The 23,917-nt window shown below is 69.8% G+C and carries 25 protein-coding genes; 9 read left to right on the top strand and 16 right to left on the bottom strand.

Features of this window, described 5'->3' with window-relative positions; genetic code table 11:
- The first annotated feature begins 276 nt into the window (after window positions 1-276).
- Complete coding sequence (locus V6S02_RS13715; RefSeq protein WP_336401293.1) at window positions 277-984, top strand: Pr6Pr family membrane protein; 708 nt, start codon at window positions 277-279, stop codon at window positions 982-984.
- Window positions 985-1,021: 37 nt separating this feature from the next.
- Window positions 1,022-1,195: a hypothetical protein gene (locus V6S02_RS13710; RefSeq protein ID WP_336401292.1), complete on the top strand. Its 174-nt coding sequence runs from the start codon at window positions 1,022-1,024 to the stop codon at window positions 1,193-1,195.
- Between the two features lie 140 nt (window positions 1,196-1,335).
- Here the strand turns inward: V6S02_RS13710 and V6S02_RS13705 are convergent, their stop codons facing one another.
- A complete protein-coding gene (locus tag V6S02_RS13705; RefSeq protein ID WP_336401291.1) occupies window positions 1,336-2,334 on the bottom strand; it encodes a DUF2332 domain-containing protein in 999 nt (332 codons plus the stop codon).
- Window positions 2,335-2,701: 367 nt separating this feature from the next.
- On the opposite strand from V6S02_RS13705, the gene V6S02_RS13700 reads away from it, so the two are divergent.
- Entirely contained in the window at window positions 2,702-3,082 is a 381-nt protein-coding gene (locus tag V6S02_RS13700; protein ID WP_336401290.1) for a hypothetical protein, read from the top strand.
- A gap of 197 nt (window positions 3,083-3,279) precedes the next feature.
- Here the strand turns inward: V6S02_RS13700 and V6S02_RS13695 are convergent, their stop codons facing one another.
- From V6S02_RS13695 to V6S02_RS13665, 7 genes are read right to left on the bottom strand one after another with little or no spacing between them, the layout of a single operon-like run.
- Window positions 3,280-3,837 carry a hypothetical protein gene (locus V6S02_RS13695; protein WP_336401289.1) on the bottom strand — a complete coding sequence of 186 codons (558 nt, stop codon included), beginning with the start codon at window positions 3,835-3,837 and terminating at the stop codon, window positions 3,280-3,282.
- Between the two features lie 19 nt (window positions 3,838-3,856).
- Window positions 3,857-5,029, bottom strand: a complete 1,173-nt coding sequence (locus V6S02_RS13690) for a thiolase family protein (protein WP_336401288.1) — start codon at window positions 5,027-5,029, stop codon at window positions 3,857-3,859.
- Entirely contained in the window at window positions 5,026-5,487 is a 462-nt protein-coding gene (locus tag V6S02_RS13685) for a hotdog fold thioesterase (protein WP_336401287.1), read from the bottom strand. The genes V6S02_RS13690 and V6S02_RS13685 overlap by 4 nt, the downstream gene beginning before the upstream one ends.
- A complete protein-coding gene (locus V6S02_RS13680; protein ID WP_336401286.1) occupies window positions 5,484-6,674 on the bottom strand; it encodes a bifunctional 2-methylcitrate synthase/citrate synthase in 1,191 nt (396 codons plus the stop codon). The genes V6S02_RS13685 and V6S02_RS13680 overlap by 4 nt, the downstream gene beginning before the upstream one ends.
- A 40-nt stretch (window positions 6,675-6,714) precedes the next feature.
- Window positions 6,715-7,623 (bottom strand): methylisocitrate lyase, encoded by a 909-nt coding sequence (gene prpB, locus V6S02_RS13675; RefSeq protein WP_336401285.1) that lies wholly within the window; start codon window positions 7,621-7,623, stop codon window positions 6,715-6,717.
- Window positions 7,623-9,149 (bottom strand): MmgE/PrpD family protein, encoded by a 1,527-nt coding sequence (locus tag V6S02_RS13670; protein ID WP_336401284.1) that lies wholly within the window; start codon window positions 9,147-9,149, stop codon window positions 7,623-7,625. Before V6S02_RS13670 ends, prpB begins: the two co-directional genes overlap by 1 nt.
- Window positions 9,146-9,790, bottom strand: a complete 645-nt coding sequence (locus V6S02_RS13665) for a GntR family transcriptional regulator (RefSeq protein ID WP_336401283.1) — start codon at window positions 9,788-9,790, stop codon at window positions 9,146-9,148. The genes V6S02_RS13670 and V6S02_RS13665 overlap by 4 nt, the downstream gene beginning before the upstream one ends.
- 146 nt (window positions 9,791-9,936) lie before the next feature.
- Here V6S02_RS13665 and V6S02_RS13660 point away from each other — a divergent pair, with 146 nt between their 5' ends.
- From V6S02_RS13660 to V6S02_RS13640, 5 genes are read left to right on the top strand one after another with little or no spacing between them, the layout of a single operon-like run.
- On the top strand, window positions 9,937-10,845 hold the full coding sequence (locus tag V6S02_RS13660; protein ID WP_336401282.1) for an ABC transporter ATP-binding protein: 909 nt from the start codon (window positions 9,937-9,939) through the stop codon (window positions 10,843-10,845).
- A complete protein-coding gene (locus V6S02_RS13655; RefSeq protein WP_336401281.1) occupies window positions 10,842-12,449 on the top strand; it encodes an ABC transporter permease in 1,608 nt (535 codons plus the stop codon). Before V6S02_RS13660 ends, V6S02_RS13655 begins: the two co-directional genes overlap by 4 nt.
- On the top strand, window positions 12,442-12,921 hold the full coding sequence (locus V6S02_RS13650; RefSeq protein ID WP_235014999.1) for a GbsR/MarR family transcriptional regulator: 480 nt from the start codon (window positions 12,442-12,444) through the stop codon (window positions 12,919-12,921). Before V6S02_RS13655 ends, V6S02_RS13650 begins: the two co-directional genes overlap by 8 nt.
- Window positions 12,921-14,450, top strand: coding sequence for a carboxylesterase/lipase family protein (locus V6S02_RS13645; RefSeq protein ID WP_336401280.1), 1,530 nt, complete (start codon window positions 12,921-12,923; stop codon window positions 14,448-14,450). The genes V6S02_RS13650 and V6S02_RS13645 overlap by 1 nt, the downstream gene beginning before the upstream one ends.
- 37 nt (window positions 14,451-14,487) lie before the next feature.
- On the top strand, window positions 14,488-15,009 hold the full coding sequence (locus tag V6S02_RS13640; RefSeq protein WP_235015001.1) for a ribonuclease H family protein: 522 nt from the start codon (window positions 14,488-14,490) through the stop codon (window positions 15,007-15,009).
- 23 nt (window positions 15,010-15,032) lie between these two features.
- On the opposite strand, the gene V6S02_RS13635 is transcribed toward V6S02_RS13640, so the two are convergent.
- A complete protein-coding gene (locus tag V6S02_RS13635) occupies window positions 15,033-15,767 on the bottom strand; it encodes a hypothetical protein (RefSeq protein ID WP_336401279.1) in 735 nt (244 codons plus the stop codon).
- A gap of 6 nt (window positions 15,768-15,773) precedes the next feature.
- Window positions 15,774-16,595, bottom strand: coding sequence for a TrmH family RNA methyltransferase (locus V6S02_RS13630; RefSeq protein WP_336401278.1), 822 nt, complete (start codon window positions 16,593-16,595; stop codon window positions 15,774-15,776).
- 122 nt (window positions 16,596-16,717) lie between these two features.
- Between V6S02_RS13630 and V6S02_RS13625 the strand changes: the two genes are divergently transcribed.
- Window positions 16,718-17,563, top strand: coding sequence for a hypothetical protein (locus V6S02_RS13625; protein WP_336401277.1), 846 nt, complete (start codon window positions 16,718-16,720; stop codon window positions 17,561-17,563).
- Window positions 17,564-17,570: 7 nt separating this feature from the next.
- On the opposite strand, the gene V6S02_RS13620 is transcribed toward V6S02_RS13625, so the two are convergent.
- From V6S02_RS13620 to V6S02_RS13595, 6 genes are all read right to left on the bottom strand, one after another.
- Window positions 17,571-18,032: an NUDIX domain-containing protein gene (locus V6S02_RS13620; protein WP_124294353.1), complete on the bottom strand. Its 462-nt coding sequence runs from the start codon at window positions 18,030-18,032 to the stop codon at window positions 17,571-17,573.
- On the bottom strand, window positions 18,032-19,045 hold the full coding sequence (locus tag V6S02_RS13615) for an aldo/keto reductase family protein (protein ID WP_124292343.1): 1,014 nt from the start codon (window positions 19,043-19,045) through the stop codon (window positions 18,032-18,034). The genes V6S02_RS13620 and V6S02_RS13615 overlap by 1 nt, the downstream gene beginning before the upstream one ends.
- Before the next feature lie 23 nt (window positions 19,046-19,068).
- Window positions 19,069-19,998: an aldo/keto reductase gene (locus V6S02_RS13610; RefSeq protein WP_336401276.1), complete on the bottom strand. Its 930-nt coding sequence runs from the start codon at window positions 19,996-19,998 to the stop codon at window positions 19,069-19,071.
- 107 nt (window positions 19,999-20,105) lie between these two features.
- Window positions 20,106-22,103 carry an ABC1 kinase family protein gene (locus V6S02_RS13605; RefSeq protein ID WP_336401275.1) on the bottom strand — a complete coding sequence of 666 codons (1,998 nt, stop codon included), beginning with the start codon at window positions 22,101-22,103 and terminating at the stop codon, window positions 20,106-20,108.
- Between the two features lie 44 nt (window positions 22,104-22,147).
- Window positions 22,148-22,990: an ABC transporter permease gene (locus V6S02_RS13600; protein WP_336401274.1), complete on the bottom strand. Its 843-nt coding sequence runs from the start codon at window positions 22,988-22,990 to the stop codon at window positions 22,148-22,150.
- A complete protein-coding gene (locus V6S02_RS13595; RefSeq protein WP_124292340.1) occupies window positions 22,987-23,892 on the bottom strand; it encodes an ABC transporter ATP-binding protein in 906 nt (301 codons plus the stop codon). The genes V6S02_RS13600 and V6S02_RS13595 overlap by 4 nt, the downstream gene beginning before the upstream one ends.
- Window positions 23,893-23,917 lie beyond the last annotated feature (25 nt).

Raw genomic sequence — 23,917 nt, 5'->3', positions numbered from 1 at the left:
GGCGGCACGGCGACGTGCGGATGGGGGACTCCGGGTGACCGTACCTGGGAAAGCGTTCTGTTTGCAAGCGCTTACATCATGAGAATCCCTTAACGTTGCGGTTTCGCGCGGGTGCCACGAGGTTTGTTGCCTCATCCCCGCAATCGCTTGCAGTCGAGCGGGAGGCGGATCTGCGCTGGGTGCATGACGCCACCTCTCTCCGGTTGTTCCCTGGCCCACAGGCAGATGGATACGATGTGCCGGGCTGGGGAAAGCGTTTCAGGATCGGGGGAAGACATGACGACAACGGTGACGGAGCAGAGACAAGACGTCCGCGTGCGGATCGCGCGGGCCTGGTACGGCGCGATCGCGGTGGTCGTCGCCATCGCGCTGGTGATTCAGATCGTGTTGATCCTCACCGGTGGACAGGACGCGAATTCCGGATCGAACGCGACCGGACCCATCGGCACACGCCTGGTCAGGTTGTTCAGCTTCTTCACTATCCAGAGCAACCTGTTCGTGCTCGCGACGTCGATTGCGCTGATGCTGAACGTGCACCGTGACGGGAAGGTGTGGCGGGTGCTCCGTATGGATGCCCTGCTCGGCATCATCATCACCGGCCTCGTCTACGAGACCGTCCTCGCCCGCCTCGTCGACCCACAGGGCTGGGCGCTGGTCGCCACGATCGGCTTCCACTACATCGCGCCGTGGGCGACACTCGTCGGCTGGCTCATCTTCGGGCCGCGGCCCCGCATCTCGTGGACGACGACGCTCCTCGCCTTCATCTGGCCGGTGCTGTGGCTGGTGTACACCTTCCTCCACGGGGCGATCACCGGGTGGTACCCGTATCCGTTCCTCGACGTCACCGAGATCGGGTTGACCGCATCGGTCCTCAACTCCTTCGTCGTCCTCGCGATCGGCATCGTGCTGGCCATCATCCTCACCCTGATCGACCACCGGCTCCCGTCGCTGGTGCGCGGGCGGGCGGATGATGTTCGGGAATGAGTCACGCGTCCTGAGGGTCCAAGGCGAGACCTTCGAGGTGACCCTGCACGAAGGCGCGAATCACTTCGCCTGGCTGAGCGGCCCGAACACGGGGTACGGCTTCGCCATCGGACGCACCGACGGCGCGGCGCTCACCGACGCCGAGGCCCGCGATCACATCGCCGCGTTCCTGGCCGAGATCGACCCCGCCACGGGCTACCTGCGGGACTGAGCCGCGCCCACGCGCGACGCGCGGCGCTTGTTGCGCTCAGACGCTCGCGCGCTCACGCGCTCGCGCGCATCTTCCGCCTCCCCGCGGATGGTTTGCGCCCCGATGATCCGCGTGAGCGCGCATCTCCGCAGGAGAAGGGATCAGACCTTGAGCTCTGCGCCGGGGAGTGCCTCGTAGCTCTGCCCGTGCGTGCCCGCGAGGGCGAGCGGTTCGCCGTTCACCGCGAGGATGTTGCGGCCACCGGCATCCACCCCTGCCTTCATGGTGATACCGGTGAAGACGTCGGACCCCTCGTTGCTCACCCAGGTGACGTCGTCGAGGCTGCGCATGAGGTCGGCGAATGCGGCACGGCGCTCGGCATCGAGGTACATGACGACCGAGCTGTGATAGACGACCACGCGGGCACCGCGTGGTGCGCGGGAAACGAGACCGGGAACACGCTCGAGGATGTCGCCCTGCTCGAGGTGCGGCGGGTCGGCCGCGGCGATGGCCGCCGCGGCGTCCAGGCGCCGGCGACGGTGATCGTGCTCGGGCCAGATGAGGGTCTCGAGCCAGGTGAGGGCGGCGGGGTCGGTGATATCGAGCGGGTTGAGGTCGATACCCGCCCGCCAGACGACTTCAGGGAGCCTCTCGGGAACGCTCGCCTCATCGATGGTGCATTCGAGGATGGCACCGCTCGTCCCATCGGCAGGATCCAGCGCGCGGATGTGGCCCTCAACGTCGTAGCGGTAGCTGTACCGATCGGGGTAGAGGGTGAGCCCCGCCGAGGCACCGGCCTCGATGAGGGCGAGGGGACCGGGCAACCGCGAGAGCACGGGGAGAAGCACCGCGCACCGCCCCGCCTCGTTCGTCTGCGTCGCGCGCACGAGCGCCTCCGCGCGGAGCTCCGGCCAGCGGGCGAGCATCCATTCTCGGAGCGGCGGGAACGGCCCGACGGGCGCGCCGAGCAGGCGCGCGCAGGCGAAGATCAGGTGCGGCTGCTGCTTGCGCCGTGGCAGTTCGGCAAGGAGCGCGAGGATCTCGGGGTCATCCGCGATCGCGCGCGCCCAATCCTCATAGATCGCCGAGGTGCCGTGGGCTTCGAGGTCGGCGAACCGTCGGTAGCCGACGGCGATGGGGTCGAGGTCGGAGTCGGGCATGCCGGAACGCTACCAAGCGTCGATGACACGCCCGTAGTGGGCTGGCGCGACGCCGCGATCGACCCCACCACGGGACTGAGCCGCGCCCACGCGCGACGCGCGGCGTCCCGAACTCCTGCAGTTCACGCGACGCCGGGCCGCGAAGTCCCGAATCCCCGGGTTCCGCGCCGAATCTGCAGGAGTTGGGGACGGCGGCATCGGCATAACTCCTCAGATTTCGCCGAGAAATGCCCTCCGGGCGAGCGATCTGCGCGGTGGAGAGGAGTTGTGCAGGCGGCTCGCACGATCCCGTCGGGCGACGGGCTCGCCGTCCACCGCCAGGATCCGAACCCTGGCCCCGCAGAGGCCCGGAGGCTAGGGTCGCACCATGACGCAGCAGTCGACGGTCGAGCCGGCCGCCATCGCGCCGCCACGCCGTCCGGTCAGCCGTGGAATCGTCTTCGTCGTCGGCGTCTTGCTGATCCCCTTCGCCCTCTCGGCCGCCTTCAACGGGTACGGCGCCTTGACCGTCGACTCGGCGTTCCGCATGCACGCGGCCACCGTCTCGGGGCAGACCATCGCGATCCTCACGGCGGTCCTCGTCGTCGTCCTGACCGTCCGCCGTCGTTACGCCTTGCCGGCCATCCTCGCGGTCTCGCTCATCGCGATGCTCGTCACCGCACACGCCTTCGGCGCGATCGAGAGCTCGGGCGATCTCCTTCTCACTCGCCTCGACCTGATCGCCGAGACCGACCGCCTCAACCCCTGACGTCGGCGATCACCCGGTCGCCGTCCGGATAGGTGACCATCAGAGGCTCGCCGACGAAGCTCCAGGTTCGCGAGTGGACGTGCCGGGCCGGCACACGACCATGCTCGCAGGCGTCACCGCCCGAGCCGGTGGTTGAGCGAGCGCAGCGAGAGGAAACGACATGCCACCGCGTTTCGTCTCGTCGCGGCGCTCCTCGCTCAACGACCGAACCGGTCGACAGCGTCGGTGAGCGCCGCGAGTCGCGCTTCGCGCGCGCCGCCGATCTCGACGGTGCGAGCGCGCGGACCGACCAGGTCTTCATCGTCGACGAGGTCGAGAAGGATGTCGTTCATCATCTCGCGAAGCTCGGCGTACTCTCCGTCCTCGTCAGGGGCCGGTCCGTCGACGTCATCGGCAGCGAGAGGGAGGACGACGATGAGATCGACGTGGTGCATCGCCTCAGCGGTGATCGCTCTCGCGCGGTCGAGAAGCTCGGGGGCGACGTCGGCGACATCCATCCGATCCAGCGCCCACAGGTAGGCGAGGAAGTCGAGCGGTCCGCGCTCGGCGATCAGGTCCGCAGCCTCCGGGTGCCGCAGACGATCCGCCGCGATGCGGAGCTGCGCGGCGAATGCCGCCGGATGCGGACCGTCCCAGCGCTCGTCGATGAGGTCGAAGGGGTCGGAGAAGACGACGAAAGCAGGATGCCGCTCCACGAAATCGGAGATGAGCGTGCTCTTGCCCGCGGCGTGCGTACCCGACACGACGATGCGCATGCGGGAACGGTAGCGCGACTCAGCCGAGCCGCTCGATGATCGTCGCGTTGGCCATGCCGCCGCCCTCGCACATGGTCTGCAGTCCGTAGCGTCCACCCGTCGCCTCGAGGTACGCCAGCATCGTGCCGAGCAGCCTCGTTCCCGACGCCCCGACCGCGTGACCGAGGGCGATCGCCCCGCCCCACGGATTCAGCTTCGACGGGTCGGCGCCGACCTCGGCCAGCCAGGCGAGCGGCACCGATGCGAACGCCTCGTTCACCTCGAACACGTCGAGGTCGTCGATCGACAGCCCGCTCCGCTCGAGGATCCGCCTTGTCGCCGGTATCGGTCCGGTCAGCATCATCAGCGGATCATCGCCGACCACGGCGAAGGCGTGGAACCGCGCCCGCGGTGCGAGCCCGAGCGCGAGCGCCCGCTCCTCGCTCATGATCAGCACCGCCGACGCGGCATCGGTCAAGGGCGACGAGTTGCCCGCCGTGATCCGCCACTCGAGCTCCGGGAAGCGCGCCGCGAGCTCATCGGTGCGAAAGGCGGGCGCGAGCCCCGCGAGCTTCTCCGGCGTCGTCTGAGCCCGCACCGTCTCATCCATCGAGGATTCGACACCCGCGACCGGGATCAGCTGCGAGGCGAATCGGTCATCGCCCCACGCCGCGGCAGCGCGTCGGTGGGACTCGGCGGCGAACGCATCCAGTTCTTCGCGCCCCAGGTTCCAGCGTTCGGCGATCAACTCCGCCGACACTCCCTGGTTCACGAGGCCCTCGGGATACCGTGCTCGCAGACCGGATGACACAGACCCGCCCTGACGCGAAGAGCCGAGCGGCACGCGGCTCATCGACTCCACTCCCCCGGCGATGACGATGTCGTACGCACCGGCGATCACGCCCTGCGCGGCGAAGTGCACGGCCTGCTGACTCGATCCGCACTGGCGGTCGATCGTCGTCGCCGGAACCGACTCGTCGAACCCCGCAGCGAGCACCGCCTGCCGGGCGATGTTCATCGCCTGATCGCCGATCTGGCTCACGCATCCGAGGATCGCATCGTCGACCTGCGCCGACTCCAGCCCGTTCCGCTCGAGCAGGCCCTCCAGCACCCCCGCGGCGAGATCCACCGGATGCACCCCGGACAGCGCACCGCCCGGCTTCCCGCGCCCCGCGACCGTGCGCACCGCGTCGACGATCACCGCCGACCTCACAGCGCCAGCCTCCGATCCGGGGTGGCGTACGAGCTCCGCTGCTCGATCACCGCGAGGGTGCACCGCGAGATGCAGACCAACCTGTCCGCGTCGTCCACGATCCGGATCTCCCACACGTGCGCCCGTCGGCCCAGATGCACCGGCGACGCGGTGGCGGTGACCCACCCCGACGAGACCGGACGCAAATGGTTCGCGTTGATCTCCTGCCCCACGACGTGGAACTTCTCCCGGTCGACAGCGAGGTATCCGGCCCACGACGCCAGCGTCTCGGCGACGGCGACCGACGCCCCGCCGTGCAGCACACCCGCCGGCTGCGTGGTGCGGTGATCCACCCGCATCCGGCCGACCAGCGCGTCATCCCGCACCTCGACGATCTCGATGCCGAGGTTCTCGATCATCGTGCCGGGCGCCATCGCATCGAGGTCGACGGCGGCCACATCGCCGAACCAGACACTCACCCCGCCGACTCCTCCGGACGATCGGCGACGGCCAGCACGGCCTCGTCGGGCACATACCCCTCGACGTGCCGCTCGTCGGGGCCGTTGTACTCCGAAAGCGGCCGGATGAGGGCGTTCGCACCCAGCTGCTCGATCACGTGCGCCGTCCACCCGACGATCCGCGCCGCGACGAACAGCGGCGTGAAGGTGAGGGTGTCGAAGCCCATCAGGTTGTAGGCCGGGCCCGACGGGTAGTCGAGATTCGGGTAGATGCCCTTGCGCGAGACGAACTCCGACTCGAGCGTCTCGTAGAGCGCGAGCACATCGGGCCGGTCGTAGTGCGCGACGAGAGTGTCGAGCGCGGCCTTCATCGTCGGCACCCGCGAGTCGCCGCGCTTGTAGACGCGGTGTCCGAACCCCATGATCTTGCGCTTCTCGGCGAGCGCCGCGTCGAGCCACGGCACGACGTTCTCGGCCGAGCCGATCTCGTCGAAGATGTGCAGCACGGCTTCGTTCGCTCCACCGTGGAGCGGTCCCTTCAGGGCGCCGACGGCGCCGACGACCGCCGAGTACAGGTCGCTGAGCGTCGACGCGATCACCCGCGCGGTGAAGGTTGAGGCGTTGAACGAGTGCTCGGCGTAGAGGATCATCGACCGGTTGAACGCGTCGACGACGACCGGATCGGCTTCCTCGCCGAAGGTCATCCAGAGGAAGTTCGCCGCGTAGTCGAGGTCATCCCGCGGCGCGACGGGCTGCTGACCCCGCCGGCGCCGCTGCCCATAGGCGACGATGGCCGGCAGGACGGAGAAGAGACGGATGCTGCGCGCGAGGTTCTCCTCGGCGCTCCCGCTCGCGTCGAGAACCGAGCCGGTACCGGCGAGATCCCGTGCGCCGATGAGGCTGAGAGCGGTCCGCACCTCGTCCATCGGGTGCGCATCGAGCGGAACCAGGTCGATCGCGGCCCGCACGTCGGCGGGGAGCGCGCGGTACGAGCGTTCGGTCGCGCGAAGCTTCGCCAGCTCCACATCGGTGGGCAGCTCGCCGTTCCACAGCAGGAAGGCCACCGCCTCGAACGGCTGGGTCGCGGCGAGCTCCTGCACCGGGTATCCGCGGTACAGCAGCGAGTTCGTCTCGGGGTTGACCTTCGAGACCGCCGTGTAGTCCACGACGACGCCGGCGAGGCCCTTCTTGATGTCGGGTTCGGTCATGCGGTGCTCCTTTGCTGGCGTTTCGTCTCGCTTCGCTCGCTCAACGACCGGTGGTGTCGATCTGGAAGTTGAAGACGTCCTGATCGAAACGGGTGTACTGCTCGTAGTCGATGAGGTCGTACAGGTCGGCGCGGTGCTGCATCTCGCCGAGCTTCGAGGTGAGGTGACCCTCGTCGACGAGCGTATCGAGGGCGCGCGACGCCGCCCCCATCGCGATCCGCAGCAGCGACACCGGCCAGATGACGATGTTCACACCGACATCCCGAAGCTGCGCCACCGAGAAGAGGTCGCTCTTGCCGAACTCGGTCATGTTCGCCAGGATCGGCACGTCGATCGCGCGCCTCACCGCCTCGAACTCCGACAGGTCGCGCATAGCCTCGGGGAAGATCGCGTCGGCTCCGGCGTCGACCAGCGCGCGGGCGCGGTCGATGGCGGCATCCAACCCGTCGACGGCACAGATGTCGGTGCGCGCCATGATGAGGAAGTTCGGGTCGCGCCTCGCGTCCGCCGCTGCGCGGATGCGCTTGATCGCCGTGTCTTCGTCGACGACCGACTTGCCGTCGAGGTGACCGCAGCGCTTCGGGTTGACCTGATCCTCGATGTGGGTGCCGGCGATCCCTGCGTCTTCGAGTGTCTGAATGGTGCGGGCGACGTTCATCGGCTCGCCGAACCCGGTGTCGGCATCGATGAGCGCGGGGAGGTCGGTCATGCGCGCGATCTGCTGACCGCGACCGGCCACCTCGGGGAGGGTTGTGAGGCCGATGTCGGGAAGCCCCAGGTCGGCCGAGAGCACCGCCCCCGAGATGTAGACGCCCTCGAAGCCCTTCCGCTCGATGAGGCGCGCCGACAGCGGGTTGAAGGCACCGGGGAAGCGCAGGAGCTCGCCCGAGCGCAGCCGCTCACGGAACGCACGCCGCTTCTCATGCGCAGGAACGGTCGAGTACAGCATCAGAAGAGGCCCTTCGGCGCCGGCGCGGTGGCCAGCACCCCGGGCTTGGCGACGATCGAGAGCTGCCGCACCTCGTCGGCGGTGAGCTCGGGCAGGCGCTCGGCGAGCCCGAGGAAGCGCTCGATCTCCTCGGGCGCGAGCACGGGTTCGGCGAGCAGCCGGAACTTGCGCACGTAGTCGCCCCGCGCGAAGGGCCGCGCCCCGAGAGGGTGCGCGTCGGCGACGGCGATCTCGTCTTCGATCACGGTGCCGTCGGTGAGCGTGATCACTACGCGACCACCGAAGGCCTTCTCGTTCGGGTCGTCGGAGTGGTAGCGGCGAGTCCATTCGGCGTCCTCGGCCGTGGTGATCTTCTGCCAGAGCTCGACCGTGTCGGCCCGCCCCGCGCGCTCGGGCGTGTACGAGTCGACGTGGTGCCAGCCGCCGTCCTGGAGGGCGACGGCGAAGATGTACGGGATCGAGTGGTCGAGGGTCTCGCGCGACGCGGTGGGGTCGTACTTCTGCGGGTCGTTCGCGCCCGATCCGATCACGTAGTGGGTGTGGTGCGAGGTGTGCAGCACGATCGAGGCTACGTTCGCGGGATCGGTCGCTGCCGGGTGCTCGCCGTGGAGCTTCCGCGCCAGGTCGATCCAGGCCTGCGCCTGGTACTCGGCCGAATGCTCCTTGGTGTACGAATCCAGAATGGCGCGCTTCGGCTCTCCCGCGGCGGGCAGGGGCACGTCGTACGAGGCGTCGGGGCCGTCGAGCATCCAGGCGATCACGCCGTCCTCACCCTCGTAGATCGGCGAGGGCGAGGTCTCGCCGCGCATCGCACGGTCGACGGCCTCGACCGCCATCTTTCCGGCGAACGCGGGCGCGTGGGCCTTCCAGGTGGAGATCTCTCCCTTGCGCGACTGCCGAGTGGCCGTGGTGGTGTGCAGGGCCTGACCGACAGCCTGGTAGATCGTCTCGACGGGAAGGTCGAGCAGCGTGCCGATCCCGGCGGCCGCCGACGGGCCCAGGTGGGCGACGTGGTCGATCTTGTGCTTGTGCAGGCAGATCGCGCGCACCAGGTCGATCTGGATCTCGTATCCCGTGGCGATGCCGCGCAGCAACGCCCGCCCGTCGGCACCGACGTGCTGGGCCACGGCGAGGATCGGCGGGATGTTGTCGCCTGGATGCGAGTAGTCGGCGGCGAGGAAGGTGTCGTGATAGTCGAGCTCCCGCACGGCCACGCCGTTCGCCCACGCCGCCCATTCGGGGCTCGTGCGCCGCTCGAGCGCGCACCCGAAGATCGTCGCGCCGTCGCCGCCCACCGACACCGCGTGATCGAGCGCCTGCTGGCGTGCGGCGCTCACGGGCGCCCGGGTGAGGGACGCGGCCGCGACCGCGGCGTTGTCGATGATGCGGTTGATGATCATGTCGGTCGTGTCGGCGTCGACCTCGACGGGGTCGGCGGCCACCTCCGCGATGTGCCAGGCGAGCTGCCCCTCGCGCGGCAGGTGTTCATCGCTGCGGTGGACGCGCAGATGGTGGGTGACGGTCATGCTGCTCCTTGCTGGGTGCGGGGGGATGCGATCACGTGCGAGAGCGCGTGGTGAAGGTGGACGTGCGTGGCGTGGGCGGCGAGGTCGGCGTCGCCGTCGGCGATGGCCTGCGCGATCAGGTGGTGTTCTGAGACGGATGCCGCCAAGCGGCCGGTGTGCTCGCGTGCGAGCCTACGCACCCGCACCAGGTGTGTGCGGACGGGGCGGAGGGCGGCGGTGAGGTAGTCGTTGCCGTGCGCGGCGTCGAGGGCGGCATCGAAACGCGCGATGAGGGCGTAGTACTCCTCACGCGCTGCCGCGCTGCTGACGTCCACCTCGGCGAAGCTCTCGGCCAACTCGGCGAAGCGCCGGCGGTGGTGGCTGCGGGCGGCCGCGCGGGCAGCGGCCTCCTCGAGGGCGCGGCGCACCTCGAAGAGGGCGCGGATGTCGTCGGAGTCGATGGGTGCGACCACCGTCACGCGGGGGGACTGCTGTACGACGAGCCCGTCGGCGACCAAGCGCGCGAGCGCTTCGCGCAGCGGTGTGCGGCTCACCCCGAGACGGGTCGACTGCTCGACCTCGCCGAGGACGGTGCCCGGCGCGAGAACCCCCTGCTGGATCTCGTCGAGGAGGGTCGCGTACGCCCGATCACTCGCCCGCACACACATCACCTCCCGTGGTCAGCACCAGTGTATACATATTCGCCGAATTGACGGGGTCGATGCGGCGATAGTCACGGCGACGTATACACACCGGGCCGCAGCGCACACTATTCACAAATTCGTGAAACGCGTGTAGCGTCACCCGCATGACAGACGTCATCCGCACGCACGGCCTCGTCAAGCGATACGGGCGGGTCGCCGCTCTCGACGGCCTCGACCTCCACGTTCCCGCGGGACAGGTTCACGGATTCCTCGGCCCGAACGGGGCGGGGAAGTCGACGACGATCCGCATCCTTCTCGGCCTCGCGCGCGCCACGTCCGGCGACGCGCGCGTGCTCGGCGGCGATCCGTGGCGCGACGCGGTGCGCCTGCACCGCCGAATCGCGTACGTTCCCGGTGACGTGAGCATCTGGCCGAACCTCACGGGAGGAGAGGCCATCGACTTCCTCTCCCGCCTGCGCGGCGCCGGCCGGAACGACGCCCGATACCGCGCGGAACGCGAGCGACTGTGCGAGGTCTTCCAGTTCGACCCGCGCAGGAAGGGCCGCACCTACTCGAAGGGCAATCGACAGAAGGTCGCGCTCATCGCCGCCTTCGCCGTGCCCGCAGACCTGTACATCTTCGACGAGCCGACCAGCGGCCTGGACCCGCTGATGGAACTGGTCTTCCGCACCGAGCTTCAGCGAGCCAAGGAATCCGGGGCGACGGCGCTGCTCTCCAGCCACATCCTCCCCGAGGTCGAGCAGGTCTGCGATCACGTCTCGATCATCCGGGCGGGTCGGGTCGTGGAATCCGGCACCCTCGCCGAACTTCGCCACCTCACCCGCACCTCGGTCTCGTTCTCCGCCCGTGACGGAGCCGTCCCCGCCATCCCGGGCGCGCACGACGTCGAGGTGGAGGGCGGGCGGGTCCGAATGTCGCTCGACAGCGACCGGGTGACCGCCGCGCTTCCCGAACTGTCCCGTCTCGGCGTCGAGGGTCTGCGCATCGAGCCGCCGAGCCTGGAGGAGCTGTTCCTGCGCCACTACGGCGACGAGCCCGTGGAGGCGTCGTGATCCTCCTGGCCCAGCGTCTGCGACGCGACGGCGTGCAGCTGCTGGTGTGGATCCTCGCGACCGCCGCCCTGTGCTTCTCGGCCACGGCGGGTGTCAGCGAAGCGTTCGCCGCCGAATCCGAACGACAGACGCTCCTGGCCGTCGCGCTGGCCAACCCTGCCATCCTTCTCTTCCGCGGACTGCCGTCCGGGGCGAGCGAAGGCGCATTCCTCGTCTTCACCATCCTCCCGTTCCTCGTCCTCCTCGGAGCGCTCATGGCGAGCTTCCTCGCCGTTCGCCACGTGCGCGCCGAGGAGGAAACGGGACGCGCCGACGCGGTGTCGGCCACTCCCGCCGGTCGTCAAGCGCCCTTCATCGCGACGGTCGCCCACGGACTGATCGCCTGCGTGCTCCTGGGTGGAGCGACCACCGCCGCATTCATCGCGGCGGGTCTCGGGGGAGGCGGCAGCGTCGCGCTCGGGGGTGCCCTCGCGTCCTCGGCGGCCGTGTTCCTCGGGGTCGGTCTCGTCTCGGCGCAACTGTTCCGCAGCTCGCGCGCGGCCAACTCCTTCTCGGTCGGGGTGATCCTCGTCGCCTTCCTCGCCGCGGGGATCGGCAACGCCGTCGGCACGCCGTCGGACGACCTCACCCGGATGGAGAGCTCGGGATTGGCCTGGCTGTCGCCCTTCGCGTGGGCAGAGAACGTGCGGCCCTTCGCCGACGACGACGCGCGGCCGATCCTCCTCGCGGTCGGCGTGAGCGTGGCGCTGCTGACGCTCGCCGCCGCGCTCCAGGCCACCCGCGATCTCGGCGCCGGCGTGATCTCTCCGCGTCCGGGCCGCGCCGCGGCATCCGCTCTCCTCTCCCGCCCGCTCGGACTGGCGACGCGCGTGAGCGCCGGATCCCTGCTCGCCTGGGTCGTCGGCGCTGCCGTCGTCGGCGCCCTGTCGACGTCGCTCGGCGACGTCATCGACGAGATCGCCACACAGAACCCTGCCGTCACCGACATGCTCGATCGGCTTGCCGCGCAGGGGTCGATGGATCAGGGACTCGTCGTCACCTTCTTCGTGATGGTGGGCACCTTGGCGGCGTGCTTCGGGGTGCAGACCGTGCAGCGCGCCCGCCAGGAGGAGACGCACGGCACGGCCGAGCAGACGCTGGCGACCCCGGTTGCACGCGCGAGGTGGCTCGGCGCCTTCCTCGCCACCGCTCTCGCGGGAATCGTCGTCATCGTCGCCGCGGCGGTGGCGGCCGCGACGCTGGCCCTCCTCGCGCGTGGCGGAGACCCCGCCATCCTCCCAGACGTGGTGGTCGCAGGCGCCGGTCAGGTCCTCGGAGCGGCGGTCTTCCCCGTCCTGACCGCGGTGGTCTTCACCCTCCTTCCCCGCGCGACGACGACGCTGGGGTGGGTGCTGGTGATCGCGGCGGCATCGCTGGCCCTGTTCGGCGCACTGCTGGGCCTCGACGAAGACATCGTCTCGCTCTCGCCGTTCGCCGCGGCACCCGTGCCGGCCGCGGACGGCGTCGCTTGGAACGGCAGCGTTTGGCTCGTCGTGCTCGCCGTCGCCGGGGTAGCGTCGTCCCTGATGCTCATGCGACGCAGGGAAGTTGCCACGGGTGGCTGAACCGGAGAGGTCCCACCCCGGCGTCGAGCGCGCGGAGCGGGCAGCGGCGATGCTGGCCGCCGCGGGGATGCCCCGCATGCCCGCACGGGTGATGATGGCCCTCGTCGGCTCACCCGACGAGGGGTATTCCGCCGCCGAACTCGCGTCGCGCCTGGGTGTCTCCCCCGCCGCGGTCTCCGGCGCGGTCCGCTACCTGGAGTCGATGCGGATGGTGCACCGACTCTCGCGCCCCGGCGAGCGCGTCGCGCGCTTCGACCTCATCGACGACGGCTGGCGCTCGATGGTCGTCTCCCAGACTCCCATGTACGGACGCCTCGCCGACGACATCGACGCGATCGCCGACGACAACGCCGATGCGCCGGCATCGGTCGAACGTGCACGGGAGATCGCCGGGTTCCTCCGTTACCTGGAGAAGCGGATGCCGGAGCTCGTCGTGGAATGGCAGGAATCGACCGGCAGGAGCCCGAGCTGATGACAGACACCGCCACGGCGACCGCCCCTGCGGGCGTCTTCCACGGTGACGGCCTGGCCGGCGGGGTCCGCCGCTGGCGCGGCATCCGATATGCCCTTTCCCCCGCCGGCGAGGGGCGGTGGCGACCCTCCGAGGCGGCCCCACCCGCGTCGGGACCGGTCGAGGCGCGGGCGTTCGGGCCTGCCGCCCCCCAGGGTCACACCCCGGCGGTGAAGCTCCCCGCCGACACCCCCACCGACGAGGACTGCCTGACGCTGAACATCTGGAGTCCGGATGCCTCGGGCGACCGTGCCGCACCGGTGATGGTGTGGCTCCACGGCGGCGCGTACATCTTCGGGGCGAGCAGCCAGGCGATGTACGACGGCGAGGCACTTGCACGCGCGGGCGCCGTCGTGGTGACGATCAACTACCGCATCGGCGCCCTGGGGTTCCTCGATCTGACGCGCGTGTTCCCCGATGAGGGCTTCACAGCCAACCCGGCGCTCGGCGACATCCTGCTCGCCCTTCGGTGGGTGCAGGACAACATCGCCGCCTTCGGCGGCGACCCCCACCGCGTGACGGTGTTCGGCGAGTCGGCCGGTGGGGGGCTCGTGACGACCCTCCTCACGAGCCCGGCAGCCGAAGGCCTCTTCTGGCGGGCGATCGCCGAGTCGTCGCCGGCCTCGAGCGTCTACGACGCCGACCGCGCCGCGGGGATCGCCGACCGCGTGCTCACCGAGCTCGGCGTCACCGACGTCGCAGGCCTCCGAGCCGCGACGCCATCGGCGATCGTCGCCGCGCAGATGGCCGTGTTCGCGGCCATTCCAACAGCCGAGCCCGGCACGATCGCCTTCGCCCCGGTGATCGACGGCGACCTCGTTCCCGAGGCCCCCGCTGCGGTGCTGGCGCGTGGGGAGGGGCATCCTGTCCCGCTGCTCATCGGCACGAACCGCGACGAGGCGTCGTTGTTCCGCATGATGAAATCGCCGCTGCTCCCCGTAGACGACGCCGACATCGACCGCATGATCGCCGACCTCTCGCACGAGCGCCCCGAGCTCGAGGTGCCCACGCGCGCCGAGGTGCACGCCGCGTACGAAGGGGTGCGGCACCATGCCATCGGCATGGGGATCGCGCGCGACATCGGCTTCCGCATGCCGACGATCTGGGTCGCCGAGGGACACAGTGGTCGCGCTCCGACCTGGCTCTACCGTTTCGACCACGCCACCCCGATGCTGAAGCTGCTGCGGATCGGGGCGACGCACGGCTCGGAGCTGGCGTACGTCTGGGGAACCCTCGGGGCGAACGCCCACGACATCACCTTCCGCCTCGGCGGCCGCCGCGACGCCGAGCGGATCGGTGGCCGCATGCGCGAACGATGGGTCGCGTTCGCCGCAGGCGGGAGTCCCGATGCCGCCGACGCCGAGGCCTGGCCTCCCTACGACACCGTCGAGCGGGCGACGCTCGTCATCGAGAGCGTCGACCGGGTCGTGCCCGACCTCGATCAGAAGCTGCGCGAGAGCTGGGGCGACGAGGTGCTGGCCTTCCCGTGAGTGCGGGTGCGGGTCCGAGCCCGGGTAGCGTATCGGGGTGACCAGCTACACCGTTGCCACCGACGGCGCCTGCAAGGGCAACCCCGGCCCGACGGGCTGGGCATGGGTCGGCGAGGACGGCCACTGGGCCGCCGGCTCGATCGCGCTCGGCACGAACAACATCGGCGAGCTCACCGGCCTGCTGCGCGCGATCGAGGATCACCGCGAGGTCGCCGACCTCATCGTTCAGGCCGACTCGATGTACGCCATCGACACGTACACGAAGTGGATGGACGGGCACCGCCGCCGCGGCTGGAAGACCTCGACCGGCTCGCCGACGAAGAATCGCGACCTTCTCGAGCAGCTGATCGCCGCGCGCGACGCGCGACGCGCGGCGGGCCTCCCCGACGTCGTGCTGCAGCACGTGCGCGGCCACTCCGGTCACGTGCTCAACGCCTGGGCCGACGAGCGCGCGGTGCGCGCCGCCGAGCACGCCGCCGAAGGCAAGGAGAGCGCGTGGTCATCACTCGGCTCCCATCCGAAGCTGGATGTCGCGGCGGCGCCGAAGAACGGACGCTGACCGGCCCCGACGCCGCGCGGCGGTCACGAATCCGGCGCGGCGAAGATCGCCACGGCGCGTGACCCGATACGGAAGGATGCGAGGCGACGGTGCCCTTCCCCCGCCCCTACCCGGCGGCCTCGGGCCGAGATAGCGATGACCCCGCGACGGTCCACGACCTCCGCCACGGCGCTGAGCATGTCCGCCAAGGCGGCGTCGGGGTCACGGCCCGACCACGTGGTCTGCTCGCCGTAAGGGACATCAGTGATGACCAGCCCCGGTCGCTCGTCGCCGAGTGCCTCTCGGAGCTGTCGGGGGTCGAAGACGTCGGCGATCGCGACGCGGGTCGACAGTGACGGATTGTCCTCCTGTCGCGCGGCGGCGAGCCGTTCGGCGGCCGCCGCCGCATCGGCGTACGCGGGCTTGCCGAACAGCTCGGCCCTCTCCCGCAGCGCTGACGCCCGCCTGTGAAGACCGTGGGGGGCCAACAGACGGAGATTCCGGCGGGCCAGCGAAACGGCGACGGGATCGACGTCGCTGGCGATGACACCGGAGATCTCCTTCCGATGCAGGATGGCCAGGGTTGTCAGCAGGTAGCCGCTGCCGCAGCACGGGTCCCATACCGTCACCGGGCCCTCCGTGCCGCGGGCCCGGGCGCACTGGAAGATCTCGCTCGCGAGGCGCACGGGGAAGGCGGGGAATCCCGGCGCCGAGAAGAGCACTCGGCCGGAGGCCAGATCTGAGTGATCACGGCTGGCGGTGGCGTAGCGGTAGGCCACGTCGTCTCACCTCCGCCGACGCTGACGGGCGGCCTCGTAGAGGGCGACCGTCGCGGCGCTGGCGGCGTTCAGCGAGCTCGCCGCCCCACCGATCGGGATGCGCGCCAGCACGTCGCAGTTCTCACGCCACCCCCTACTCATCCCCCGAGTCTCATTGCCGACGACGAGCAGGGCGGGTCCGGCGAGATCCACATCGGCGATGTCGACGGCAGCCTGCTCATCGGTTCCGATCACCGTGATCTGGCGCCCACTGCCCCGACGCTCTCGCACCCACCTCATGACCGCCTCGTGCGACGCGACCCGCACCACGGGCACGGCGAACACCGAACCGGTGGATGCCCGCACCGCCGCGGGATCGTAGGGGTCGGCGGCACGCCCGGTCACAATGAGCCCCGCGCCGCCGAACGCGTCGACCGAACGTAGCAGGCTGCCGATGTTGCCCGGCATGATGGGGCGATCGAACACCACAGCGAGGAACGCCGGGCCCACCTCGATGCGAGACAGATCATCGGACGGAAGCTCGGCGACGACGAGGACCTCCGGCACGTCATCCTTCTCGCTGAGCCGCCCGAGCAGCTCTCGGGACAATGCGATCACCTCGCCGCCCGCGCGCTGAAGGACACTGATCGCCCACCCCGACGGCGGCCTCTCGCGGTCGTAGAGCACCGCCCGCACAGGCCAGCCGTGCTCGAGGGCGAGAGTGATAGGGCGAACGCCATGAACGAGAAACTCACCAGCGCGGTGGCGTTTGTTGCGGCTGTGGAGGAGTGCCTCCCATTGCTGGAAACGCGCGTTGGGTCGCGAGATCGTGATCACTGTCTGCCTCACCTCGGGCTCCACGGTGCACGACCACCGAGACCCTTGCACGACAATTCCTGCCCGATCCGGTCGCCGCCGCGGAAACGGTTCTGACCGGCCCCGACGCCGCGCGGCGGTTCTAGCCTGGAAACGTGGCAGAGGAGCCCGACCGCCTGCGTGCTGACGAGCGCGCCGAGTTGCGCGCGCTCCAGCGGCGCGCGTACGGACCCGACGCCGACATCGACACCGACCCGGCGGCGCTGGCCCGGTTGAGCGAATTGGAGACCGCTGCGGCGCGGCCCACCCCCCAGCAGGACCAGGGGCCGGTCGACGACGACCCTGTCGACCATCATCCTGGCGCGAACGCCGCGGCAGCGGCATCCGATCCCCTCCGTCGCTCTGCTCGGCGGCCCACCCTGCTCCTCGTCGCCGGGGGCGCCGCACTGGCGGTCGGCGGCGCGGCCCTCGTGACATCGATCACGGGGACACCGGCGCCGGCCGAGGGTGATGACATCGCGATCATCCGACAGGACGCCGCCGACGCCGCCGCGGAGCGCCTCGCGCTCGACGACGCGTCGTATCGGAACCCCTACGAGCTCTACTTCGACGGCAAGCGGGATGAAGTCCTCACCCTCCCGGGCGCGGAGGGCGTCGCATCCCGCGTGGTCTACGACGAGTTCCTGCCCTACGGCACGCTCTACGGGCGCCTCGTCGGCGCCGGTCCGACCGAGGACGACCGGTTCTGCATGATCGTCGAGAGCGACCCGTCAGCGGTGACGGTCTGTCTCGACCCGGCGATCTGGGGATTCGCCCCGCTGCCCAAGACCCTCGTCTTCCCCGCGCCGCAGTTCGACGCCGCCTCCCCCGGCGAGGTCGCTTACGTCGGCTACACCCTCGAGCCCGACGGTCAGGTCGTTGCTCGTCCGGGCGTGGATCCGCAGGCGGCATCCGAGCCGGAGCCCACGCGCACGGCGGTTCCGGCGCCGGGCACCCAGTAGACCGGCATCACACCGCGGCGAGCCGGGCCTGGAGGGCGTCGATGGCGGGGCGCTGGCCCTTCACGAGGCGCTCACGCGCCACGTCGAACCCGACCCATTCGGCCCGGTCGACTTCGGGGAACACCGCCCGCTTGCCCGAGCGGGGCGGCCACTCCATCTCGAACTCGCCGAACCCCGCCGTCGGGGCGTCGAAGCCCGCGCCGTCACCGACGAACACCGTCACGCGTTTCCCCGACGAGTACGCGTAGGTGCCCAGCTCGGCGTAGTCCACCTCGGGCGCCTCGACGCCGAGCTCCTCGCGGAACTCCCGCCGGGCGGCATCCAACGGCGCCTCATCGTCGTCGAACTCGCCCTTGGGGATCGACCACGCGCCGGCGTCCTTCTTCGCCCAGAACGGCCCGCCCATGTGGGCGATGAGCACCTCGGGGTGCCCGCCGAGCCGGAAGAGAAGGATGCCGGCGCTGCGCATCACGTGAGGCGCTGCTTCGGCGACACCCCGTAGGTGTGCTCGGGGTCGTCGAAGACGGCGCCGCCGAGGGCGGTGTCGATGGCCGACATCGTGTCGGCGTCGAGTGTGACACCCGAGGCCTTGACGGTGTCGGCGAGCTGCTCGGGGCGCGACGCGCCGACGAGGGCGGCGGCGACGTTGGGGTTCTGCAGCACCCACGCGATCGCGAGCTGAGGCATGGTGAGCCCCGCCTGCTCGGCGATCGGCTTCAGTCGCTGCACGGCCTCGAGCACCTCGTCGCGGAGGAACCCCTTGATGAACTGCGCGCCGCTCTTCTCATCGGTCGCGCGCGACCCCTCGGGCACCGGCTGGCCGGGGAGGTACTTGCCGCTGAGCACGCCCTGGGCCATCGGCGACCACACGATCTGCGAGATGCCGAGCTCCTCCGACGCGGGGACGACCTTGCCTTCGATGACCCGCCAGAGCATCGAGTACTGCGGCTGGTTGGAGATCAGCTGGATGCCGAGGCTCTTCGCCAGGGCGTGACCCTCGCGCAGCTGCTCGGCGGTCCACTCCGAGACGCCGATGTACAGGGCTTTCCCCTGTCGCACGACGTCGGCGAACGCCTGGAAGGTCTCCTCCAGGGGTGTCTCGTCGTCGAATCGGTGCGCCTGGTAGAGGTCGACGTAGTCGGTGCCCAGTCGCTTCAGCGACCCGTTGATCGACTCCATGATGTGCTTGCGGCTCAACCCGGTGTCGTTGGGTCCACCCGGCCCGGTGGGGAAGTACACCTTCGTGAAGATCTCCAGCGACTCCCGGCGCTGACCCTCCAGCGCCTTCCCGAGCACCACCTCGGCGGCGGTGTTGGCGTAGGTGTCGGCGGTGTCGAAGGTGGTGATGCCGGCGTCGAGCGCGGCGTGCACCGTCTTCACGGCGGCGTCGTCCTCGACCTGCGAGGCATGTGTCACCCAGTTGCCGTAGGTGATCTCCGAGACCTTCAGTCCACTGTTTCCGAGATAGCGATATGCGACCACGTGGGTCCTCCTTCGAGAGCGGTTCAGGGCACGCGGTATCCGGCGGCACGGAACAGCTCGTACCACTCGGCCCGCGTGAGGGGGATGTCGGAACCGAGCGCGGCACCCTGCACGCGCTCGATGGTGGTGGTGCCGAGCACGACCTGCATGTTCGCCGGATGCCGCGTGATCCACGCCGTCGCGATGGCGATGGCGGGGACGTCGTAGGCCTTCGCGAGGCGGTCGATGACGGCGTTCAAATCGGCGTAGTCGGGGGAGCCGAGGAAGGTGCCGGTGAAGAAGCCGGCCTGGAAGGGCGACCAGGCCTGCACCGTGATGCCGTGGAGGCGGCAGTAGTCGATGATCCCGCCGCCGTCGAGGACGATCGACTGCTCGGTACCCGCCATGTTCGCCGCGACCCCCTGCGCCACGGTCGGCGCATGCGTGATCGACAGCTGCAGCTGGTTGGCCACGATCGGCTGGGCGACCGCGGTCTTCAGCAGCGCGATCTGGGCGGGAGTCTGGTTGGAGACGCCGAAGGCGCGGACCTTGCCCGAGCTCTCGAGGTGATCGAACGCGCGCGCGACCTCCTCGGGCTCGACGAGCGCATCGGGCCGGTGCAGGAGCAGGATGTCGATGTAGTCGGTCTTCAGCGCCTGCAGCGACCCCTCGACCGATGTGACGAGGTGGTCGTAGGAGAAGTCGAAGTACGGACCCTCTCTCACGATTCCCGCCTTGGTCTGGAGGGTGATCTGCTCGCGCTCGGACGGGGAGAGCTGGAGGGCATCGGCGAAACGCGACTCGCAGCCGTGCAGCTCGTTGCCGTAGACGTCGGCGTGGTCGAAGAAGTCGATGCCGACGTCGCGGGCGGCCGCGACGAGCGCGCGGACCTCTTCGTCGGTCTTGTCGGCGATGCGCATGACACCGAGGACGACGTTGGGGGCGTCGTTCGCTCCCAGGGTGATCTTTCTCACAGCGGTCCTCTTCTCGGAGTCGGTGCGCTCGGTATCCCGGGCGTGCTCCCCCACACTAGGCGGTGGGTGGCCGGCGCGTTCCCGGTGGACAACGGCGCGGCGAGGCGTCAAGCTTCGCCGTCTGACGCGTCACCCTCGAGCACGTCGCCTCGCAGACGGAGTGCACGTCGGAGGCTTCGCAGCAGCAGCAGGAAGCCGCCGAGAGCCACGACGCTGCCGAGGAAGGGCGAGACCGCCACCTGGGTCGTCAGCTCCGGTCCGCCGTCGGCGACGGCCAGCAGGATGCCCATGAGAAGCAGCGCGATCCCCACGATGGTGACGGTCACCTGACCGAGCAGGCCGTCGAGCCAGCTGCGCTCCGACGGGTTGGAGAAACGACGCAGTTGCACGACGAAGGTGCCGTCCTCGAGAGACCGGCCGAGGTTCTCCATTCGGCGGGGCAGGCGTCGCAGCTGCTCCACGAGCAGCGCACCGTTGGACTGTGCCGACAGGAGGAGGTCGCGGGGGGTGTTCATCAGTCGCGCCGTGTGGGGTGCGCGGCTGAGCGCATGGCCGACCATGTCGTAGTCGGCCTGCAGCCGTCGCATCGACCCTTCGAGCGAGGCCAGGGTGCGGAAGACCAGAAGCAGCGACGGCGGCATGGCCAGTCGGTGCGCCCGCAGCACATCGATCAAAGCCCGGAAGACGTTCTGGTCGTTGGTGTCGTTGTGGATGCGGGTCAGCACCACCCCGATGTCGTGCTGCAGCGCCGCGCGATCTGCCGATGTGCCGCGCGCCGGCGCGCACAGCAGAAGGACGACGTCGGTGGCGGCGATGTCGTCTTCGTTGAGGATCGCGATCAGAAAGGGCACGAGGAGGTGGCGCATGCTGCGTTCGAGCACGCCGATGGCTCCGAAGTCGACGAGCGCGACGCTGTCATCATCACGCAGCACCAGGTTCCCGGGGTGCAGGTCGGCGTGGAAGACGCCCCGGACGGCGATCTGCTCGAAGACGGCGTCCACGACGCGGTCGGCGATCGCAACGGCCCGATCGGGCGGGAGCTCACCGGGGCTCAGGCGGCTGAACGGGGTTCCGGTCACCCGCTCGAGAACGAGCATGCGTGTGGTGGTGAACTGCGCGTACACCTTCGGGACCGACACCTGCGAGTCGCTGGATCGGGCGATGGCCCCGCGCAGCAGCTCGGTGTTCGCCGCTTCGACGCGGTAGTCGAGCTCGTCACGCAGCGCCCGCGCGAACTCGACCACGAGTGCGCGCAGTCCGTAGTCGCGGGCCCACTCCATGCGGCGTTCGGCGTCGGCGGCCAGACGCTCGAGGATGTCGAGGTCTGTCGTCACCTGCGCGCGGGCCCGTGGTCGCTGGATCTTGACCACGACCTCCTCCCCCGACAGCAGCGTGGCCGCGTGCACCTGTGCGACGGATGCCGCGGCGAGGGGTTGCTCCTCCACCGCCGCGAACACCTCGTCCAGCGGCCGCCCCAGCTCGGCGATGATCGCCGCCTCCGCCTCCGCCCACGGGATGGCGGTCGAATCCATCTGCAGGGTGGACAGGGCGCGCACGAACTCGGGCGGAAGCACGTCCTCGCGGGTGGACAGGGTCTGCCCGAGCTTGACGAACGTCACCCCCGCCTGGTTGAGAGCAGCGACGAGGGCTGTCGGCAGATCGTCGCCGTCGCCGCGACGATGGCGCTGGTAGAGCCCCAGCCCGTGTCGTGACCCGATCGCGACGATCTGCGCGTAACGGCGAGCGCGGTCGCGTCGCCGGAGGGCTTGGCGGAAGGCCGTGACAGGGTTGCGGAAGCCGCGGGAGGGCCAGAGGAACTCCACGGCCATGATGACGGCGACGACGATCGCGAGCATCCACCCGAGCGTCAGGGCGAGGAACGCCAGGGCGATGAACCCCTGGACGGCGAACGCGAAGTCGGCGTCGAGGACGCCCGAGCGCTGCAGCATCCACAGCGCCACCGGCGCGCTGATGAGGAAGACGAGCACGGAGAGGATGAGCGCCCGGATCTCGCCGATCCGCCGGTCGAGGAGGCGACGCGCCACCCACGTCGCGATGAGCGCGAACACGATCGCGAGGAGACCTACGATCACCCAGGCCGGCATAGGTCGATTGTGTCAGTGCTGGCGGGCGGTGTCAGGCGGGACGCTCAGCCGTCCTTGCGAATCCACCGGAAGGTCAGTCGGGCGAGGATCAGACCCACCACCAGCCAGATGAGGAGCGCGATGAGGGTCTCCTGGTGCTGCCACGATCCGCCCGGCTCGGCGTCGGCGAAGACCTCGGGGAGGAACACCGAGCGCATCCCCTGCGCGATCCACTTCAGCGGGAAGATCCCGGCGAAGTTCTGAAGCCACTCCGGCAGCGTGTCGAAGGGGATGAAGACACCGGAGATGAACTGCAGCACCAGCACGATCGGGATGACGACCGCGGTGGCGCTCCGGCCGCTGCGCGGAAGGGCGCTGAGGGCGATCCCCAGAACACCGCAGGTGATGGCACCGAGGAGGAAGACCCAGGTGAAGGTCAGCCACCGCTCGGGGTCGGTGGGGAGGGTGACGCCGAAGAACACCGCGGCGATCACGAGCAGCAGAGCAGCCTGGAACACCCCGGTGACGAGCACCTGGCCGAGCTTGCCGATGAAATACGACACCGGTGAGAGGGGCATGCCCCCCAGGCGCTTGAGGGTGCCGTCGCTGCGTTCCATGGCGATGTCGATCGCCAGCAGCTGCGTGCCCGAGAGCAGCAGGCCCGCGGCGAGCATGGCGGGGAGGTAGTACCCGGCGGCGGTGACCTCGTCGGTGGGCGGACCGAAGGTGCTGCTGCTGAAGGCCACCGCGAAGATGAACAGGAACAGCACCGGGAAGAGGAAGGTGAAGAACACCGAGTCGCCCTGGCGGAAGTAGGCGCGCACCTCGAAGGCGATGCGGCGAAGGCCCAGGCGGATGGTACGGCTCGGCCCGAACGACACCTTGTGCGATGCGCGGGTGGTGCTCATCGGGTCACCTCCGTGACGGTCTCGGTGTCGCCACCGGGCTCGGGCGCGGCGTCGTCGCCCGCTTCGCCCTCCACGAACGACAGATACACGTCTTCGAGGCTCGGTCGCACGATCTCGAGCCCCTCGGGCTCGGCACCGAGCGCGTCGTAGAGGTCGGCGACCACGCGCCCCGGATGCTCGGTGCGCTCCTCGCGGACTCGGCCGTCTTGGCGCCACCGCACGATCGGGATGCGCGCCTCGGCCCCGCCGAGCTCACCGACCGGACCGAGCGAGGCGAGCTTGCCGCCCACGACGATCGCCGCGCGCTCGGAGAGCTCAGCGGCCTCATCGAGGTAGTGGGTGGTCAACAGGATGGTCGTTCCCTCGCGCTGGAGCCCCCGGATGAGCTCCCAGAACACCCGCCGGGCTTCGGGGTCGAACCCGGTGGTCGGCTCATCGAGGAAGAGCAGTTCGGGCGACCCGATGATCCCGAGGGCCACATCCACACGCCGACGCTGACCACCGGACAGCTTGCGCACCGAGGTCTTCGCCTTCTCGGAGAGCCCGACCGCCTCGATGACCTCGTCGACCTTCCGCGCCCGCGGGTAGAACGACGCGAAGTGCGACAGCAGCTCCTTCACGCTCGCCGACGGCGCCTCCCCCGTGCTCTGCAGCACGATGCCCAGCCGCGACCGCCAGCGGAGATCCCCCTGGCGCGGGTCGACCTTCAACACCCGCACCTCGCCACCCGAGCGGTCGCGGTACCCCTCGAGGATCTCGATGGTCGTGCTCTTGCCGGCGCCGTTGGGGCCGAGGAGCGCGAAGGTCTCGCCACGGCGGATGTCGAAGCTCACGCCCTTCAGCGCCTGGAAGCCGCCGCGGTAGGTCTTGGTGAGGTCTTCGACCTCGACAACACTCGTCATACTCCGACCATGCCGTATCTCGCGG

The sequence above is a fragment of the Microbacterium sp. CCNWLW134 genome, from assembly GCF_037083565.1.
Lineage (GTDB): Bacteria > Actinomycetota > Actinomycetes > Actinomycetales > Microbacteriaceae > Microbacterium.
The sequence above is the reverse complement of the archived record's forward strand: the minus strand, read 5'-3'. Positions and strand labels throughout refer to the sequence as shown.